The sequence below is a fragment of the Pseudodesulfovibrio nedwellii genome, assembly GCF_027923765.1.
In the GTDB taxonomy this organism is placed as follows: Bacteria; Desulfobacterota; Desulfovibrionia; order Desulfovibrionales; family Desulfovibrionaceae; genus Pseudodesulfovibrio; species Pseudodesulfovibrio nedwellii.
Map to the genome: position 1 here is coordinate 2,792,131 of NZ_AP026709.1, position 17,455 is coordinate 2,809,585.

Here is a 17,455-nt window from a genome sequence, read left to right on the forward strand (position 1 = left end):
TAGATTCCACTTTGACAGCACTTTTGCTATGGTGCCGCGAAGTTGTTGTGTAATCTTATGCCCATTACGGATTTTTATCACCATGCTCAAACGATTTATCTATCTAATTCCTCTGCTTGCCGGATTGGCCGTGGCTGCCGTCGTGGCTTTTGGGTATGTGGCAGATCGGGATAATCATACTGAAAAGATTCGAGCAGACGTACTTCATATTCTTAATGATGTTGCCGCAAGGCTTGAGGGGGCACTTGACGCCAAACAACATCTGATTACGGCGTTGCGTTCATCGATTCAGGCGAATCCGGATATACAGCAGGAGTTGTTTCAGACTCTGTCCAAGGGATTGCTCGTTCACGTCGGGAGCGTTCGTTCGGTGTGGCTCGCCAAAGATAATGTGGTGAGTCATGTATATCCGGCCACTGATACCGGACACGCCATGGGGCGTTCGTTGCTTAAGAGTGGGCCGGTGCTGGCGCGAGGTTTGGCTTTGCGGGCTCAGGAGACTGGAGCAGTTCAGATGATTGTTCCGGGTCAGGACAGCAAGGAAGTCACCGAGATCATGTTTTTTGCTCCGGTGTCGGTCACGTTGCCGGACGGAAGTTGTTATTATTGGGGCCAGGTCGTCATATGCCTCGATATTCAAGCTTTTTATAGCAAGGTCGGATTTTCTGATGCCTATCCAGGCATTTCACTCGCATTGCGGAAACCCGAGAATTTATCTTCCAAAGAAGTCGTGTTGGCCGGTGTGCCTATGGTTTTTGACATGGCTCCTCTGGTTCACAATATTTCGGTTCCCATGGGGACATGGGATTTGGCAGCTGTGCCGCAGGGGGGATGGACCACGTCTCCGTACAAGGTATACATTCTCGTTGGCGGAATTATTTGTATCCTGTTGGTTCCAGTTTCTTTTTGGGCTGTTTTGGTCATGATTATGGGGCGGCTTGCCGACCGCGAGAAGTACCGAAATTTGGTTCAGAATGCCAAATCCATTATTTTACGTATCGATATGGCCGGGGAGATTGTTTTCTGTAATGAGTATGCGGAGCAATTTTATGGCTATAAACGTGGGGAGCTTATCGGTAAGCCCTTGATTGGAACCCTGATTCCGAAAAAGGATATGGAAGGGCAGTCCATGAAACGATATCTTGGGCGTTTGCTCAAGAATCCATCCGCCCATCCATTCAACGAGATAATGAATGTTCGCAAGAATGGCGAAATCGTATGGGTTGCCTGGGCCAATGATTCGGTGCTGACTCGTGACAAAACCATGGTCGGCCTATTGTGTGTCGGCACGGATATCACGGACCGCAAACTTATGGAAGAGGCTCTCAGACAGCGGGAAAAACAATACCGTCTTTTGGCTGAAAATGTGACAGATGTTATTTGGGGGTTGGATGCAGACTTGCGTTTTACCTATATCAGCCCCTCTGATGAAGTCGTGCGTGGGTACAAACGATATGACGTTTTGGGACGTTTTCTTGATGATTTTTTGACTCCGTCGTCCCGTGTTCGATTTAAGGGTGCACTCGTTCTTTTGGAAGAACAGGGCGAGAATCCGGCTCAACCTCCATCCACTACCGAGGCTTTGGAGTTCTTGTGCGCTGATGGTTCCACGGTTTGGCTGGAGTGTCATTTGGGTATTTTGCTTAATGAGGAAGGGGATAAGCTTGGTGTTCAGGGTGTTGGCCGTGACATTACTGATCGTAAGCTGGCCGAGGCCCTGCGCGAGGACGTGGAGCGTATGGCGCGGCATGATCTCAAGACTCCCCTGGGCGCAGTCATCAGTCTTCCCGGTGAGGTTCGTCGGTTGGGTGGGTTGAATGCGGATCAGGATGCCATGCTGGAGACTATCGAAGACGCCGGTGAGACCATGCTTCAGCTTATCAACCGGTCTCTCGATTTGTATAAGATGGAGCGCGGTACATATGTTCTGGCCAAGTCAGAAGTGGATTTGTTGCGGATGGTGGAACGTATTAAGGCCGAGGCTATGCCGCAGATTCGAAGCAAGGGAATCAGTGTGGGCATTGAAGTGCGATCCGGCCAACAGGCGGATGCGTTTCTTGCTACAGTGGACGAGGAATTGTTTCGTTCCATGCTTTCTAATCTTATCATCAATGCGCTTCAGGCCTCCCCGGAGTCTGGTTCAATTTCCATAGTTTTGGAGAAGAATGGCATTTTGACGCTTGCCATCTGTAACCAGGGAGAAGTGGCTCATCACCTTCGTGATACTTTTTTCGATAAATATTCAACAGCCAATACCCCTGGGGGGTCTGGGCTTGGAACGTATTCCGCTCGCCTTATTGCTCGTACACATGGTGGCGATATTATTGTGGAAACGGATATCCCCGGTCAAACCAGCGTGGTCGTGACGCTGCCTGTCTGATTGTTTATGAATGTTTGTTATGCGAACGGCGCACCCTGTATGCTAGGATGCGCCGTTCTTTATGGAGGTGTGTCTAAAAATTATGCGAGTTTTTTCATAAGCCAAGCCATGTTCTTACCGAGAATGTCCATGGTCTCCATGCCTTCCACATCTTGTGTTATTTCACCCTTGTTCATGCCAAAGCCCATGTTCCAGTAGTGGGAACCAGGGACAACCATTTGCCCGATGAAAAAGAAGGCGTTTAAGGTGTTGAAGGTCTGGATGGCACCACCGCGACGGGCGACCGCGACACTTGCGCCGACTTTGCGGGCGAACATGTCGTCATTAGCTCTGGCGACCATTCCGGCTCGGTCAATGAGTGCGCTCATTTCCGTGGAAATGGTGGCAAAATAGGTCGGGGAGCCGAGAATAATGCCGTCAGCGTCGTCCATGGCCGCAATACAGTCGTTGACGAAGTCATTTTTAACGGCACATTTGCGATTCTTGTTTTTGAAACATTTCATGCAGGCGATACAACCGTGCATTTTTTTGCCGCCGAGTTCGATGAGTTCTGTCTCAATACCTTCGGCTTCAAGTTTCGTGAAAACGCGATTGATCATTTCTTTGGTGTTGCCACCCTTTCGGGCGGATCCATTAAAAGCGACTACTTTCATAATATTCTCCTAATATGTGTTGTAATGAATCCGATCATCTTGAAAGCGGCTTTCGGATTTAAGTTGTTGCGCAGGCCAGCCGATGGGGGCGAATCCGAGAGGAATGACATGCTCTGGCAAATTGAACATTTCCTTGAAGGCTTTGAGTCTTTCCTCGACGGGATGGATGCCGGTCCAGACAGCACCTAGGCCAAGTCCGTGCACTGCCAACAGGAGGTTTTGCATGGCTGCCGAGCAATCTTGTACCCAGTATCCCGGAAATTTTTCCTTGCTCAGGTCTGCGCAGACAATAATGCCGAGCGCGGTCTGAGTGACCATTTTCATATGGACATGAATACCGGCCATGCCATCGAGTTTCTTGCGATCATTGACAACAATGAATCTCCATGGTTGGGCGTTGCCCGCGCTTGGAGCCATCATGGCAGCTTCAAGGATCTGTTTGACCATTGCTTCCGGGACCGGCTTGTTTTCAAATTTCCGTATGCTGCGTCGAGTGAGAAGGCCTTCCATTATATCCATTATCTATTCCTCCTGTTGTGGGCTGGGCTGTTGTTTACTGTCATATTCTTTTCTGCTATTGGTAACAAAAGATCAAGTACGCACTTAAAAGTGCTATAGGTACCAAAAGGAAACTATTGACTTCTTTATTTTATAGTACATAGTCGGGGCGATGAGGAAAAGAATAAACGGAGTTCTTTATGGGGACTGAATGTTCCATGAAATTTTGTGGTGAAAAAAAGTATTTCTGTACCGTCGAACTGACCTTGCAGGTTATCGGCGGCAAATGGAAACCAATCATTATTCATCGATTAGGAAATGACGGAATCTTGCGGTTTAGCGAGGTGAAAAGATCTATTCCCAATATTACGCAGAAGATGCTGACACAGCAGTTACGTGAATTGGAAGCGGACGGTGTCGTCACACGCAAAGTTTATGCGCAGGTGCCGCCAAAAGTGGAGTATTCCCTGACTGAGTTGGGCCTGAGCGTCATGCCGGTTATAGAGAGTCTGTGCAAGTGGGGTGAGGGCTACGCCCGATGGTTTGAAGACCAGACGGTGAGGGAAACGGCCATTTAGTCTTAAATTCATCTCTTTTCCTTCCCTCGGTTTGCCATATGCTGTATGTAGGCCTCATTCATGGAGGTCTCAAATGTTGGATTCACATACTACCGCTGCACGAATATATCCTGTCCTTGAACTTGATGAAATTTGCGAGTTTCTGGAATTGACGCGTAACGAGATTATGATGCTCGTACCCAAGGCCGTAGAGGAAGTTGAATATCGGTTTGATTTGATTCGGAAGAGCGTGCGATCCAATGATTTTAATGAGATCGTGCTTCATAGCCATACATTGAAGAGTGTAGCTGCTTCCATTGGGGCCAGGGCTACGCGTGAGGTCGTTTCTAAGTTGGAGTCGGTAGCGAAGAGAGGGGACACAGATATGTGTGTTCGGCTGATTGGTGAACTTGAGGAAGAAGTTTCTCGTCTCGCGGCTGAAGTTGCCGCTCTTTAAATTTTGTTTAAAAAAAAATCCCGGTACGAAGAGCGTACCGGGATTTTTTTGGCTGTCAGAGTTATCCCCTGCAATTATGTTTCATGCTGGTGCCTTCAACGACAAAGACAACAGACTCGGAGACATTGGTGGCGAGGTCGCCGATACGTTCAAGGTGACGTGCGCCGATAATGGCGTGTATGCCTCGCTCCACGATTCGTGACTCGGTCACCATCTCGGAAGCGAGTTGCCGCAGAATGGCAATGTTCAAATCGTCGGCTCTATCATCCATACGGCATACCTGTCCGGCCAAGGCGACATCGTCGTCTATGTAGGCCTTGAGGGCGTCAGAAAGCATGTGTTTGACGATGTTTGCCAATTCTTCCATCTTTGGATTGTGCGGCATGGGTGGCCGGGTGGACAGGAACATTGCCCTGTGCGCCAGGTTGGAGGCTTCATCGCCGAGGCGTTCCAAATTCACCGTGATTCTTTGAGCACCGACAATGGTTCGCAGATCCACGGCCATGGGCTGATCAAGTGCGAGCAGTTCAAGGCTGAAATTGTCGATTTCGTCTTCCATTTCATTGATGACGTCGTCGCCGACTATAACCGCTTCGGCTAAGTCTGCGTCATTTTCGAGGTAGGCCTTGATCGCCTTGTGCACGGCGGATTCCGACAGGGCTGCCATGCGCAGGACCATGACCTTGAGGTCTTCGAGTTTTTTTGAAAAATGTGCGCGTTGTTCCATAAAAAAATCCCGTCCTTGGAGCCGATTTAACCGAAACGGCCCGTGATATAATCTTCAGTCTGCTTGTTGGCCGGATTGGTAAACATGGCCTTGGTTTCATCCACTTCAATGAGTTTGCCCATATAAAAGAATGCGGTCTTGTCGGACACGCGGGCAGCCTGCTGCATGGAGTGGGTGACGATGATGATCGTGAACTCTTTTTTCAGTTCGTGAATAAGGTCCTCGATTTTTTGGGTGGCAATGGGGTCCAGAGCCGAAGCCGGTTCGTCCATCAAGAGGACTTCCGGTTCAACAGCCAGAGCTCGCGCAATGCAGAGTCGTTGCTGCTGACCACCGGAAAGCCCGAGAGCCGAGGTGTGAAGACGGTCTTTGACTTCATCCCATAGAGCGGCGCCAAGCAGACTCTCTTCGAGTTTTTGTTCCAGGAACTGCTTGTCCTTTACTCCATTGACGCGCAGTCCGTATGCCACGTTTTCGAAAATGGATTTGGGGAAGGGATTGGGCTTCTGGAAGACCATTCCGATACGGCGACGTAGGGAAACCACATCAATACCTGATGCGTATACGTCCTGACCGTCGAGGGTCATTTTTCCATCCACGCGGGTGCCGGGAATGAGGTCGTTCATGCGGTTGATGCAGCGCAAGTATGTTGATTTGCCGCAACCGGATGGGCCGATAAGGGCTGTGACCCTGTTCGACTCGAATTGAATACTGATGTCTTCCAGAGCCTTGAATTCGCCGTAATGGAAGTCGAGGTTGTCGGAAGACACCTTGATGGCGGTTGTCATGTCTGTTTGTTCTCCATTCAAAAGAGATATGTCGTATCAGCGATACGACCAAACACGACTACCTTTCACTGGTTACGTGAGAATGACTCGGGTGTTACAATTGCGTGACAGCGTAGTTTTATTGAAGTGCGACCGTCGCAGTCAGTGTCGTATCAGTGGTGTTTACCGTGGGCTTGATGGCATTTGCTGGTGGAGTGCGGAAGTGAATTACAAGCCTGAGGCGGTCTGGGTGCTCTCCAACCACGACATGTTTGACGGAGCCGTCCAGTCTGATCACATTCGCATTGTGGTATTTCCATGATCCGATCAGGTCGAAAACCAATCGTCGGGGGGTGGTCAGGTTTATATAACTGGTATCGGCAACAGGGCGGTCTGTTTGAATGGTGATGGTGAAACCGGTGTCCGTTTCTTTCACGGCGACACTTTTTACTTTGCCAGGTGTTTGTGGAGTCTGTTCTTTTACGACAGGAGGTGTAGGCTCTGTGACTTCGGGCTGTGGTTTTATAGGTTTCTGATCTGGAGTGGCAACAGCTTGGGGCTCTTCAGGAAGAGTGATGACTTCCGGTTCACCAAGACCTTGATTTTCAGCGGATTGTGCCGGAGTTTCTGTTCCATCAGGTAAAACCATGGGAAGAATCGTGAAATCAACACTCATGCGTAATTCATTGCGTACAGGGGTTTCAGCGTCACCGGAAGGGACGAACGTCGTGCTCGCTATGAAGGCTATGGCAACGCATAGTCCTAGGAGAATGGCCCATTTACCAGATTTTTTCGACATGCAAGTCCCTCTTTGAAATTGAATCACTGCAATATACGCAAATCGGTTATAAATGGCAAAGGCGTGGCTCCAGTTCCCTAGTCGAGGGAATCGTAGAATTGTGCAAGATGCTCGATTACTCGTTTGTCAGACCACTGTTGTTCCATGAATGCTCGCCCTTTCTTTCCTGCGGCTTCACAGGCTGGACGATCTTGGATGAATTCCATGAGTCTATCTGTCAAATCTTTTTTCGTGTGTGCCAATATCCACGGCAGATCTTCAGTCTTGGCGAATTCCGATACACGGGCGCGATTCCACTCGTCGAGTCCGGCAATTACAGCTACGCCCTGTGAAAGGCCTTCCAGACTGGAAACGCCATAGTATCCCTGCATGTGATCAAAGAGGACGTGGTGCCGGCGTTTTCGAGCCAGACATTCCGTGTTGGGAACGTCGTCGATAAGGTCGACTGACACGTGGACCTTACGTTTGTTGATGGTACTGACAACATCCAGAAATTCGTCGGTGTTTTTGAGGTCCTTGCGGGTAGGGGAGTGACAGACTTTGAGAGGGCCATCGTCATCGAAGCGTCCCCACATGGGTTTGAACAGCGGTTCATCAATAGGGACGAGGTTGGGCTGCCATTGGGCTTTGGGGAGCAGTTTCATCAGGTCCGGCGTGGAAACGAGCAGGTTGCGTCGCCCTAATGCCTTGTATTTTTTGCGAAATGATTCGGGATTGGACCGGAAGTCATGGTGCCCATGGTGATGATGGACAATAGCTTTACCTTTGATGAAATCAGCAGGTAACAGATGCCCGAAAGGTTGATTCTCGTCGCAGGTCATATGGAAATGAAAGACGTCAGCTTCGTGCATGAGGATGGCGACTTCTTCCATTCCGTCTGGGCCGAGGTCTGGGACGTGCATGTCTTTTTCCCAGGAGTGGGTATATCGACTTTCCAGCGTGACCAAGCGGGCTGAATGAGTGGTATGCCTATTGATGGCCTTGGAAAATTGGATAGCCGTCCCGGCGGGGTCGTTAATGGCGAGCATAAGAATGCGCATTTTATGAGACGGCTCCCTGTATTGGTTTTGATGTCGTCAACGAACCCGCTGGTTCAGTCCTTGCTGATTCAATAGAAGGCTTATTCTTTTTTGGTTGGGGCTTTTTCCACTTTCTCCAATTCGCTGCTTTTGTCTCCAGAAAGGTCTAGTTCACTGAATTCATGGGATTCGGGCAGTTTGACGGAGAAAGCATACACGGAGTCCAGGCGAGCGGTGGTCGGGGCAAATGAACAGTCCAGAACATGGCCGCCGCCTGTCCGGTCCTTGGTGATGAAATGCCAGTGATAGCCTGGGACATTAACGCCTTTGACAAAAGATGGCGAATAGTAGCCAACCAAAGTGCCTTCACCCGAGAATTGGACCACCACCTGATGTTTGACCACTTCGTGTAGCGGTTCATAAGGAGGATTCTGTTTGGGAATGGCCCGGGCCTTTACAAAAGCAAACCGGCCATCAATGCGGATGGCATAAAAGGCGTTTTTTGAGGGCAATCCGAGGGTTATGGCTTTGTTGAGATCCTGTAATGACTGTATTCGGTCCAGCTTGAGGATCATGTCCTCTTCGAAAAATGAAACCGTGGCAAAAGGTACCTTGGCACTGTCGGCGGGGACAGTCGCTTTGCCTCCTGCGCTGATATGGTAGGGGGTGCCGTCCAGTACCACCAATTCTCCGTCAATACCGTTGAGTGTCCCGAGGCCGAAGTCTCCTTGAAACATGAGGTTCTTGATGGTCAATTCCCCGTCATAGAGACCGGCCAGCAGGGCGTCGATTGTGGAATATTGATAAAGGGAATCCCCTGCAACGGCCAGACCGCTGGAAAAGGTTGTTAAGGTAAGGAGGAGTAGGAGGCAGTAGAGGTGTTTCAGCGTGGTTTTCATGAGTTCTCCTAAAATTTGGATCCGGCGTTGCCTGACGCGTCTCCGCTACATTCTGATTTTCGTAGTTTTTTGACCCAGATTTCTCCAGTCTGGGTATGGAACATGAGTTTGCGTCCCTGAGAACCGCCCACGTCTTCCACTTGGATGGGGAGTCGGGCAAATTTGAGAAGTCGTCGGGCCATTTCAATGTTGCGTTTGCCTATGTTGAAGCCGCCTGAGGGGGTTTTGCAGGCAACCATGCCGCTTCCGCCCCCGAACATTTTGATGACCAGATCACGTCGGGGGATACCGACTTTGTCCATGGTTTCCAACATGTTTTGCAGTGCTGTGTCGACAAAACGGCAGACCTGTGGCTCAGGAGTACTTTGTCGTCTGTCTTGTAGGCTGTCTGGCAGGAAAGCGTGACAGATGGTACCAATTCCCAACTTGGGAGAGTGCAGCGTTACAGCCAGACATGATCCTAACACCGTGGAGACCAGAGTTGGTTGCACGCCGAAGAAACAGTCACCTGTTTGGAGAAATACTTTGGGAAGTCCCTGCCTCAGTCCTTTCATTCGTCTACCCGTTCAATATGAGAGTCCGCTTTGCGGACCGTTTATACATCAAAGCTATCATCCTGACGCGCCAAGTCAACCGGTTGCTCGAATCTTGCGTAACTGGTCGGGGATAAGTTGTGTCAAAATCAGTGAAACCAGTGACATGACGACCGCGCCAAGAAATACGGCTCTGTAGTTCGTGATCCAGGCGATACCGCCCATCACTGGAATAAAGACAGCGGCGATGTGATTAATGGTGAATCCTACGGCCATGCCCGAGGCAATGTCTTTGGAATCGGCGATCTTTTGGTAAAAGGTTTTAATGCCCATGGAGAAATTGAAAACGACATTGTCCACGACATAGAAGGCTCCTGCCAGAAGAGGGCTGTCAGTATAGGCGTACCCGAGGAAGACCAGAATCAGCGTCGAATATTCCACACTGAGAACGGCCCGTTCTCCGAAGCGGTTGACCGCCTTGCCGATAAGCGGATTGGCGAAATAGTTGATCACGTTGTTGCAGACGAAAAGGATCGTGATTTGTTGGATGGAGTAATCGAATTTTTCCACCAGAAGGAATACGGCAAAGGCCACGAATATTTGTCGTCTGGCACCGCTCATGAGTGTCAGGGCATAAAAGAGCCAGTACTTTTTTTTCAGGACCATTTTTTTGTGCTGGAGGGGAAGGTCTTCCCTGGACGGATCTCGCGTCATTCCCCAGAGGCCTGCGCAGACCGCCACGGCTCCGAAGAGTGCAAACATTTCGGTGTATCCAAGTGTTTTTGCCAAAAAATAGATGAATCCACCCACTGTGATGTTTGTCAGTGCTCCGATACTTCTGAGCCGTCCCATGACCAACGGCGCTTCGGTATGATTGAAATATTGTAATGTGAGCGATTGGTTCATGGTTTCGAAGTAGTGAAAGCCGAAACTCATGAGCAGGGTGGTGCAGATAATACCGGTCAGGGAGGGGAAAAGTCCGGTCAGTCCGACCCCCACTCCGGTTATAATGACTGACAGCGCTGCCAGTCGGTGTTCCCTGATGATCAGGATGACATAAATTGCGAGCATTGCCAGAAAGCCGGGGACTTCGCGAATTGAGTTCGCGATACCCATACCCAGCCCGTCAAGGCCTGCGACATCCACGGCAAAGTTGTTGAGTAGGGTGCGCCATCCCTGAAAGGCCACGCCCGTACCCACCATGAGTACGAGGAGAAAAATATACATTCGGCGCTTTTTAAGCTGATCAGTCATTGAAGTCCTTTTTGATGAGGGGCGACAATAGGTCTTTGACATGTGAAAAATCAAGTATAGAATCGTGTCATGAAAGAAGCACCTATAATTGTCTCCGCCTGTCTGGCGGGTATGTACTGTCGTTACAATGGCGATACACAGCCGCACGAAACCATTATCGAACTTGTCAGCCAAGGGCAGGCCATTCCATTTTGCCCTGAAGTTCACGGCGGTTTATCAACGCCGCGTGCCCCTTGTGAGATTCAGGAAAATAAAGTCGTCGACAGCGATGGCATTGATCGTACTGAGGCCTTCCAGCGAGGGGCTGAAGAAGGGTTGCGTCTAGCGCGACTTGTCGGGAGTCATGAGGCTATTCTTAAAGCCCGTTCTCCTTCTTGTGGAAGTAGTGAAATTTATGACGGTACGTTTTCGTCAACCCGTATTGCGGGTGACGGACTGTTTGCCAGATTGCTTAAGGATAACGGGTTTTCTATCCGTACCGAAGAGGATTTGCCTGAATGACCGAGTTTGTCGGATTGCCATTGACCATCAAAATAAATCCGCGTGCCAAGCGGGTGTTGGTTAAACTGGTACCGGGCGTCGGGTTGGAAGTGGTCGTCCCTCGTGGGTTTGACCATGCGTTAGTCCCGGATATTTTGCTTGAAAAGCAACGGTGGATTGAGCGCACCCGTGACATTTTACTGGCTGAAGGACGTGATCTCTCAGGCGAGTTGCCTGATTTGCCCAATGTGATTGATTTCAAGGCATGGGATCGGGTGTATCAGGTGGATTATCTGGAGAGATCCGGTCCAGTAAAGGTAATTGAGAATGTGGCCCGACTTCAAGTCAGTGGTCCTGTTGAAGATCGGCGATCAATATTTGAGGCTTTGCAGATATTTACGGCGAAAAAAGCACGTGAAGTCCTGTTGCCGCGATTGGAATTTATGTGTCGGCACACTGGATTGACCTATACGGCTTTACGCATTCGGCGACAGAAGACGCGCTGGGGCAGTTGTTCTGCTCGGGGAACGATATCTCTCAACGCCAAGCTGCTGTTTTTACCGCTGGAACTGGTCGATCACCTGCTCCTTCACGAACTTTGTCATACCAGACAGCTAAACCACTCAAAGCGCTATTGGGCTTTGGTGGCATCGTATGAGCCTGATTACCTGCGTCTTGAAGACGAGGTAAAGCATGGCGGGAAGTATGTTCCGAGGTGGTTTACTTAGCTTTCTGCGTCTTCAAATCTGGCAGTGATGATTGCGCCGTCATCTTCGCGAGCAGTGACATCCAGGGCCTTGGATTTGCCGTGGCAGGCGAAACCTTCGGGGCCGTGTGAAACATAGCCGGCGGAAATGACCTTGGTGTACGGCATCTGTTCGCGCATCTCGTCAAAATTGATGCGGTTGGGAAAGATGACGGGAACAGCGGTACCGGAAAAATCTTCAAACATAATGTATTTCATGGGGCGTCTCCTTGAGTGAGCGTCACACTAATGGGAACACGGCGCGAGATCAACCTGTTGCCTGAGAGTCCAAGACAGGATACACCTGATTCCGATGAGTGAATACAAGAAAATTGGCGTCTGGCAGACTGCTTTTCTGGGCGACGCCGTACTGACCTTGCCTATGCTTCGGGCGATCAAGGACCGTTTTCCTGATGCGGAACTGCATTTTTTCGTGCGCACTGGCTTTGAATCGATTTTTGCCGGACAGCCGGAAATCACTGCTGTCCATGGCTTTGCCAAGCGCGGAGCACAGAAATCTTTAAATGCTGCGGTTCGTCATGGGTGGGAAATTGGACAACAGGGATTTGATCTGTGGATCTCAACACACACCAGTTTTCGTACCGCTTTGGTGAGTGGCGCGACCGGTATTGGTCGGCGCATTGGGTATGATAAGCCGTGGTTTAATCGGTTTGCATACACCGAGACCGTGGACCGAAAATTTAATGAGTTGGATGAAATTGAACGACTCATGGAATTGGTCAAACCTTTGGGTATTGATGTCCCGGCTCCAAAAGCGGAATTGGTCCTTTCTGAAGAAGCTCAAGGAGCGGCTTCGGTCTACTGGGAGAAAGCCTGTTTTGATAGGCCAGTACTTGGTATTCATCCTGGCTCTACTTGGCCTACGAAATGTTGGCCTGTAGAATATTTTAGTGAAATTACGGCCCGTGCGGTTGAAAGCGGAGCACACGTTCTTATTTTTGCTGGGCCTGGCGAAGAAGAAGTAGCCAGACAGGTAGAACAGGGGGCGAAGAGTGATCCTGTCCATGTGACGAATCTGGCTGGGAAGCTTTCCCTGCCAGAGCTGGCGGCTTATCTTGGCAGACTTGATGCGTATCTGAGCAATGATTCAGGCCCGATGCATCTGGCCTGGACACAGGATGTCCCTTTGGTGGCCTTGTTTGGTCCAACCGTCAGATCCCTTGGTTTTTTTCCGCGAGGAGACAATTCCACAGTCATGGAAACAGAATTAGTCTGCAGGCCTTGTGGTCTGCATGGACCGAAAAAATGCCCGGAAGGACATTTCAAGTGCATGAAGTTGATGACGCCTGATAAAGTTTGGGAGGCTCTTCGAAAAAAGCTCGGCGTCTGATTCGAGAAGAGTTTTTTAATAAAGACCATATAAAAAAGGGCAGGCTCATGAGAGCCTGCCCTTTTATTTGTAGGGTGAGGATCAGATTGACTAGCAGGTGCCTGCGTCCAAACCGCTGGACTTGCAGCTGATGCGCATAATTGCGCGCTTCAGGGCAGTCTGGTTGCGGATGGCGTCCATCTTTTCCTTGGCCGCGGAAGCGCGCTTTTCAGCACGTTCTTTAGCTAACTTGGCGCGGTCAGAATCAATCTCGGTGGCCTTTTCAGCAACTTCGGCCAGAATAGTGACCTTGTTGTGGCTGACTTCAGCGAATCCACCGGAGACGAAGACGTAATGCGCCTTGCCGTCTTGGTTATAATGGAGATTGCCGATTCCCAGAGCGGACAGGAAGGGAACGTGGTTCGGCAAGATGCCGAATTCACCCATGATACCGGGTGCGCCCACGTAATCCACGTCCTCGGAAAGTACTTTCCGGTCGGGAGTGACGATCTCAAGTTTCAATGTGGCCATGAATTACCTCGCTTATTGCTTGGCTTTTTCGATGGCTTCCTCGATTCCGCCGCACATGTAGAAGGCCTGCTCGGGCAGGTCGTCGTACTTGCCGTCGAGAATGTCGCGGAATGCCTGCACGGTGTCCTCGGTCTTGACGTAGACACCGGGAACACCGGTGAAGACTTCAGCAACGTGGAACGGCTGGGACAGGAAGCGCTGGACGCGACGAGCACGAGCAACGGTCTGTTTGTCTTCGTCAGACAGCTCGTCCATACCGAGAATAGCGATGATATCCTGGAGATCCTTGTACTTCTGCAACACGGACTGGACTTCACGAGCAGTCGCGTAGTGTCCTTCACCGATGACTTCGGGGGAGAGGATACGAGACGTGGAGTCAAGCGGGTCAACAGCAGGGTAAATACCCAGTTCGGAGATTGCACGAGACAGAACCAAAGTACCGTCAAGGTGAGCAAAGGTGGTAGCCGGTGCGGGGTCAGTCAAGTCATCCGCAGGGACGTAAACGGCCTGGACGGAGGTGATGGAACCCTTGTTGGTGGAGGTAATACGCTCCTGCAGCTTACCAAGGTCAGTACCCAGAGTAGGCTGATAACCAACCGCGGAAGGCATACGGCCGAGAAGTGCGGAGACCTCTGCGCCAGCCTGAGTGAAGCGGAAGATGTTATCAACGAACAGAAGCACGTCCTGGCCTTCTTCGTCACGGAAGTACTCTGCGCAGGTCAGTGCGGTCAGAGCAACACGTGCGCGGGCTCCCGGAGGCTCGTTCATCTGGCCGTAAACCAACGCTGCTTTCTCCAGAACGCCGGCTTCTTTCATTTCGTAGTAAAGGTCGTTTCCTTCACGAGTACGCTCACCAACACCAGCGAATACGGAGATACCACCGTGCTGCTTAGCGATGTTGTTGATCATTTCCATGAGGATAACGGTCTTGCCAACACCTGCGCCGCCGAAGAGGCCCATCTTGCCACCTTTCGGGAACGGGATGAGCAGGTCAACGACCTTGATGCCGGTTTCGAGCAGTTCCACCTTGGTGGACAGTTCGGTGAATGCCGGAGCTTCACGGTGAATGGGAAGACGCTTTTCGCAGGGAACCGGACCCATTTCATCAGCAGGCTCACCAACAACGTTCATGATGCGGCCCAAAGAGCCAGCACCGACGGGAACGGTGATCGGAGATTCAAGGTCGGTTGCTTCCATGCCGCGGACGAGACCTTCGGTGGCGTCCATGGCAATGGTGCGTACGACGTTGTTACCCAGGTGCTGTGCAACCTCACAAATGAGGATTGGTGCATCAGCGCTATTGGGATTTTTAATCTCCATCGCAGACAGAATGTTGGGAAGATTCCCTTCGGCAAATTCGACGTCGACAACGGCGCCGATTACCTGAACGATTTTACCAGTATTAGCCATTTTTCATAGCCCCCTTTTATCCTTTCAGCGCTTCCACGCCGCCGACAATGTCCATAAGATCGCCAGTAATGGCGGCCTGCCTTGTCTTGTTATAGAGCAAGGTCAGGGAATCCGTCAGTTCGTCGCACGCCTTGGTGGCGTTATCCATGGCAGCCATACGGGCAGCATGCTCGGAGCATGATGTGTCCAGCAAACCACGATAGACCTGGACTTTGATAAACCGAGGCAAAAGCTCGGCCAACAGGCCTTCAACAGACGGTTCATATAAGTAGTCTCCAGCGCCACTCTCGGTGGCTTCGCCTTCTTCCGCTGCCATAGGCAGAACGGTGAGATCGACGGGAGGCTGCTTGCCCATGCTTTGGAATTCACCGAATACAACGTGAACTTCATCGAGTTCGCCGTTGATGTAGCCAGCAATCAGTTCGTTACCGACGCTTGCGGCCAGGGTGAAGTCGAATGAACTCATGGCGTCGCCTTCGGCGCGCACGATTTCGTATTCGGTCTTATTGAAGGTGTCACGGGCTTTCTTGCCGATGCAGTACATCTTGACAGCCTTGCCTTCAGAAGCCCTTTTCTTGGCCAGTTTCATGGCCTTATTGATAATATTAATATTGAATGCGCCGCACAGTCCTCGATCGGAAGTGGTGACCATGATACCCACGGTCTTTACTTCTTCCCGGACTTCCAGCAGCGGATGTACCGATTCGTCAGCGCCGGCTGCCAAGTCTCCGAGCATCTCATAAAACTTGTCCGCATACGGACGGAAGCGTTCAATACGCTCCTGTGCGTTGCGCAGTTTTGCCGAGGCCACCATGTTCATGGCCTTGGTGATCTGCTTGGTTTTCTTGACGCCAACAATCTGATTTTGGACGTCTCTTAACGATGCCATTCGCTACCCCTTAGTTAAGCGCTGAAGCCTTTCTTGAATTCTTCAATGGCGGCCTTGAGGTCGGCTTCCACAGCGTCATCAATCTTTTGTTTTTCGACGATGGAGTCGAGAACTGCAGATTTGGTGTTAGCCATGAAGTCGTGGAATTCTGCCTCAAAAGTCTGGACAGACTCAACAGGTACGTCATCCAAGAAACCGCGTGTAGCGGCGAACAGGATGGAAACCTGCTGCTGGACGGTCTGCGGCTTGTACTGGCCCTGTTTCAGAACTTCAACCATGCGTGCGCCACGGTTCAACTTGTCCTGAGTAGCCTGGTCAAGGTCGGAACCAAAGGATGCGAATGCGGCGAGCTCGCGGTAAGTAGCGAGGTCGAGACGCAGAGTACCGGCAACCTGCTTCATGGCCTTGATCTGTGCGGAACCACCGACTCGGGAGACGGAGAGACCGACGTTGATGGCCGGGCGAACACCGGACAGGAACAGGTTGGGCTCCAGGTAGATCTGACCATCAGTAATGGAGATAACGTTGGTCGGAATAAATGCGGAGACGTCACCAGCTTGAGTTTCAATGACGGGCAGGGCGGTCAGAGAACCGGCGCCGAGGCTGTCATTAACCTTACAGGAACGTTCCAGCAGTCTGGAGTGAAGGTAGAAAACATCACCAGGGAAAGCTTCACGGCCCGGAGGACGACGAAGCAAGAGGGACATTTCACGGTAAGCGGTAGCCTGCTTGGAAAGGTCATCGTAGCAGATCAGTGCATGCTTGCCGTTATCACGATAGAATTCTGCCATGGTAGCACCGGTGTAAGCAGCGATGAACTGCAGCGGTGCGGGCTCGGAAGCGGTGGCGGAAACGATGGTGGTGTATTCCATTGCGCCGTGCTGACGGAGAACGTCGGCAACCAGTGCGACAGATGCTTTTTTCTGGCCGATGGCAACATAGAAGCAATGCACATCGGTGGTCTTCTGGGCGAGGATGGCGTCCACGCAGACAGCGGTTTTACCGGTCTGACGGTCACCAATGACGAGTTCGCGCTGGCCGCGGCCAACAGGAGTCATTGCGTCAACAGCCTTGAGGCCGGTGTAGCAGGGCTCGTGAACGGATTTACGAGCGATGATGCCAGGAGCCTTCATTTCAACAGGACGGGTCTCGGTAGACTCGATCGGTCCCAGGCCATCGATGGGCTGACCCAGAGGATCAACAACGCGGCCCATGACGCCGTCACCGACGGGCACGGAGTAAATCTTGCCAGTACGCTTGACCGGATCGCCTTCCTTAACACCAGTATCAGGACCCAGCAGGGCGACACCGACGTTGTCTTCTTCCAGGTTGAGGACCATGCCCATCAGGCCGCCGGGGAATTCCAGCAGCTCCATGGCCATGACGTTCTCAACGCCGTGAACACGAGCAATACCGTCACCAACATAGAGGACGGTACCGGTCTCGCTCATTTCAACACGAGACTCATAATTCTGAATCTGGTCCTGAATGATTTTGCTGATTTCTTCTGCTTTGATCTGCATTGCC

Annotated in this window: 20 protein-coding genes; 6 read left to right on the plus strand and 14 right to left on the minus strand. The window is 51.1% G+C overall.

The genetic code is table 11. The annotated features are described in order from the left end of the window. Positions 1 to 82 precede the first annotated feature (82 nt). The gene (locus SYK_RS13060) at positions 83 to 2,380 is read left to right on the plus strand and encodes a PAS domain S-box protein (protein WP_281760714.1); all 2,298 of its coding nucleotides are present in this window, start codon (positions 83 to 85) and stop codon (positions 2,378 to 2,380) included. Positions 2,381 to 2,460: 80 nt separating this feature from the next. Here SYK_RS13060 and SYK_RS13065 read toward each other — a convergent pair whose 3' ends face one another. Then, a complete protein-coding gene (locus SYK_RS13065) occupies positions 2,461 to 3,033 on the minus strand; it encodes a flavodoxin family protein (RefSeq protein ID WP_281760715.1) in 573 nt (190 codons plus the stop codon). 9 nt (positions 3,034 to 3,042) lie between these two features. Continuing rightward, positions 3,043 to 3,552 (minus strand): nitroreductase family protein, encoded by a 510-nt coding sequence (locus tag SYK_RS13070; protein ID WP_281760716.1) that lies wholly within the window; start codon positions 3,550 to 3,552, stop codon positions 3,043 to 3,045. A 179-nt stretch (positions 3,553 to 3,731) separates the two neighbouring features. Between SYK_RS13070 and SYK_RS13075 the strand changes: the two genes are divergently transcribed. Together SYK_RS13075 and SYK_RS13080 are read left to right on the plus strand one after the other, a co-directional pair. Next, on the plus strand, positions 3,732 to 4,109 hold the full coding sequence (locus tag SYK_RS13075) for a winged helix-turn-helix transcriptional regulator (protein ID WP_281760717.1): 378 nt from the start codon (positions 3,732 to 3,734) through the stop codon (positions 4,107 to 4,109). A 73-nt stretch (positions 4,110 to 4,182) separates the two neighbouring features. Continuing rightward, positions 4,183 to 4,545 (plus strand): Hpt domain-containing protein, encoded by a 363-nt coding sequence (locus SYK_RS13080; protein WP_281760718.1) that lies wholly within the window; start codon positions 4,183 to 4,185, stop codon positions 4,543 to 4,545. Between the two features lie 61 nt (positions 4,546 to 4,606). Here SYK_RS13080 and phoU read toward each other — a convergent pair whose 3' ends face one another. The 7 genes from phoU to SYK_RS13115 all read right to left on the minus strand — a co-directional run bounded on the left by phoU (position 4,607) and on the right by SYK_RS13115 (position 10,543). Further along, positions 4,607 to 5,272 carry a phosphate signaling complex protein PhoU gene (gene phoU / locus SYK_RS13085; protein WP_281760719.1) on the minus strand — a complete coding sequence of 222 codons (666 nt, stop codon included), beginning with the start codon at positions 5,270 to 5,272 and terminating at the stop codon, positions 4,607 to 4,609. A 26-nt stretch (positions 5,273 to 5,298) separates the two neighbouring features. Next, entirely contained in the window at positions 5,299 to 6,060 is a 762-nt protein-coding gene (pstB, locus tag SYK_RS13090; protein ID WP_281760720.1) for a phosphate ABC transporter ATP-binding protein PstB, read from the minus strand. Positions 6,061 to 6,178: 118 nt separating this feature from the next. Continuing rightward, positions 6,179 to 6,838: an AMIN domain-containing protein gene (locus tag SYK_RS13095; RefSeq protein WP_281760721.1), complete on the minus strand. Its 660-nt coding sequence runs from the start codon at positions 6,836 to 6,838 to the stop codon at positions 6,179 to 6,181. 77 nt (positions 6,839 to 6,915) lie between these two features. Beyond that, positions 6,916 to 7,878: a glycosyltransferase gene (locus tag SYK_RS13100; protein WP_281760722.1), complete on the minus strand. Its 963-nt coding sequence runs from the start codon at positions 7,876 to 7,878 to the stop codon at positions 6,916 to 6,918. Between the two features lie 80 nt (positions 7,879 to 7,958). Beyond that, positions 7,959 to 8,756, minus strand: coding sequence for an acetolactate decarboxylase (gene budA / locus SYK_RS13105; protein ID WP_281760723.1), 798 nt, complete (start codon positions 8,754 to 8,756; stop codon positions 7,959 to 7,961). An 8-nt stretch (positions 8,757 to 8,764) separates the two neighbouring features. After that, a complete protein-coding gene (locus tag SYK_RS13110; protein WP_281760724.1) occupies positions 8,765 to 9,310 on the minus strand; it encodes a chemotaxis protein CheD in 546 nt (181 codons plus the stop codon). A 75-nt stretch (positions 9,311 to 9,385) separates the two neighbouring features. Further along, positions 9,386 to 10,543 (minus strand): MFS transporter, encoded by a 1,158-nt coding sequence (locus SYK_RS13115; protein WP_281760725.1) that lies wholly within the window; start codon positions 10,541 to 10,543, stop codon positions 9,386 to 9,388. 69 nt (positions 10,544 to 10,612) lie between these two features. Between SYK_RS13115 and SYK_RS13120 the strand changes: the two genes are divergently transcribed. Together SYK_RS13120 and SYK_RS13125 are read left to right on the plus strand one after the other, a co-directional pair. Next, the gene (locus SYK_RS13120; protein WP_281760726.1) at positions 10,613 to 11,044 is read left to right on the plus strand and encodes a 2-thiouracil desulfurase family protein; all 432 of its coding nucleotides are present in this window, start codon (positions 10,613 to 10,615) and stop codon (positions 11,042 to 11,044) included. After that, a complete protein-coding gene (locus SYK_RS13125; protein ID WP_281760727.1) occupies positions 11,041 to 11,751 on the plus strand; it encodes a M48 family metallopeptidase in 711 nt (236 codons plus the stop codon). The genes SYK_RS13120 and SYK_RS13125 overlap by 4 nt, the downstream gene beginning before the upstream one ends. Here the strand turns inward: SYK_RS13125 and SYK_RS13130 are convergent. Then, positions 11,748 to 11,987 carry a hypothetical protein gene (locus SYK_RS13130; protein ID WP_281760728.1) on the minus strand — a complete coding sequence of 80 codons (240 nt, stop codon included), beginning with the start codon at positions 11,985 to 11,987 and terminating at the stop codon, positions 11,748 to 11,750. The genes SYK_RS13125 and SYK_RS13130 overlap by 4 nt on opposite strands. Before the next feature lie 94 nt (positions 11,988 to 12,081). Here SYK_RS13130 and waaF point away from each other — a divergent pair, with 94 nt between their 5' ends. Further along, positions 12,082 to 13,119: a lipopolysaccharide heptosyltransferase II gene (gene waaF, locus SYK_RS13135; protein WP_281760729.1), complete on the plus strand. Its 1,038-nt coding sequence runs from the start codon at positions 12,082 to 12,084 to the stop codon at positions 13,117 to 13,119. A gap of 90 nt (positions 13,120 to 13,209) precedes the next feature. On the opposite strand, the gene SYK_RS13140 is transcribed toward waaF, so the two are convergent. The 4 genes from SYK_RS13140 to atpA are packed head-to-tail and all read right to left on the minus strand — an operon-like array spanning position 13,210 to position 17,451. Beyond that, entirely contained in the window at positions 13,210 to 13,629 is a 420-nt protein-coding gene (locus SYK_RS13140; protein ID WP_281760730.1) for a F0F1 ATP synthase subunit epsilon, read from the minus strand. A 12-nt stretch (positions 13,630 to 13,641) separates the two neighbouring features. Beyond that, entirely contained in the window at positions 13,642 to 15,039 is a 1,398-nt protein-coding gene (gene atpD / locus SYK_RS13145) for a F0F1 ATP synthase subunit beta (RefSeq protein WP_281760731.1), read from the minus strand. Positions 15,040 to 15,055: 16 nt separating this feature from the next. Continuing rightward, on the minus strand, positions 15,056 to 15,928 hold the full coding sequence (locus SYK_RS13150) for a F0F1 ATP synthase subunit gamma (protein WP_281760732.1): 873 nt from the start codon (positions 15,926 to 15,928) through the stop codon (positions 15,056 to 15,058). Positions 15,929 to 15,942: 14 nt separating this feature from the next. Further along, positions 15,943 to 17,451, minus strand: coding sequence for a F0F1 ATP synthase subunit alpha (atpA, locus tag SYK_RS13155; RefSeq protein ID WP_281760733.1), 1,509 nt, complete (start codon positions 17,449 to 17,451; stop codon positions 15,943 to 15,945). Positions 17,452 to 17,455 lie beyond the last annotated feature (4 nt).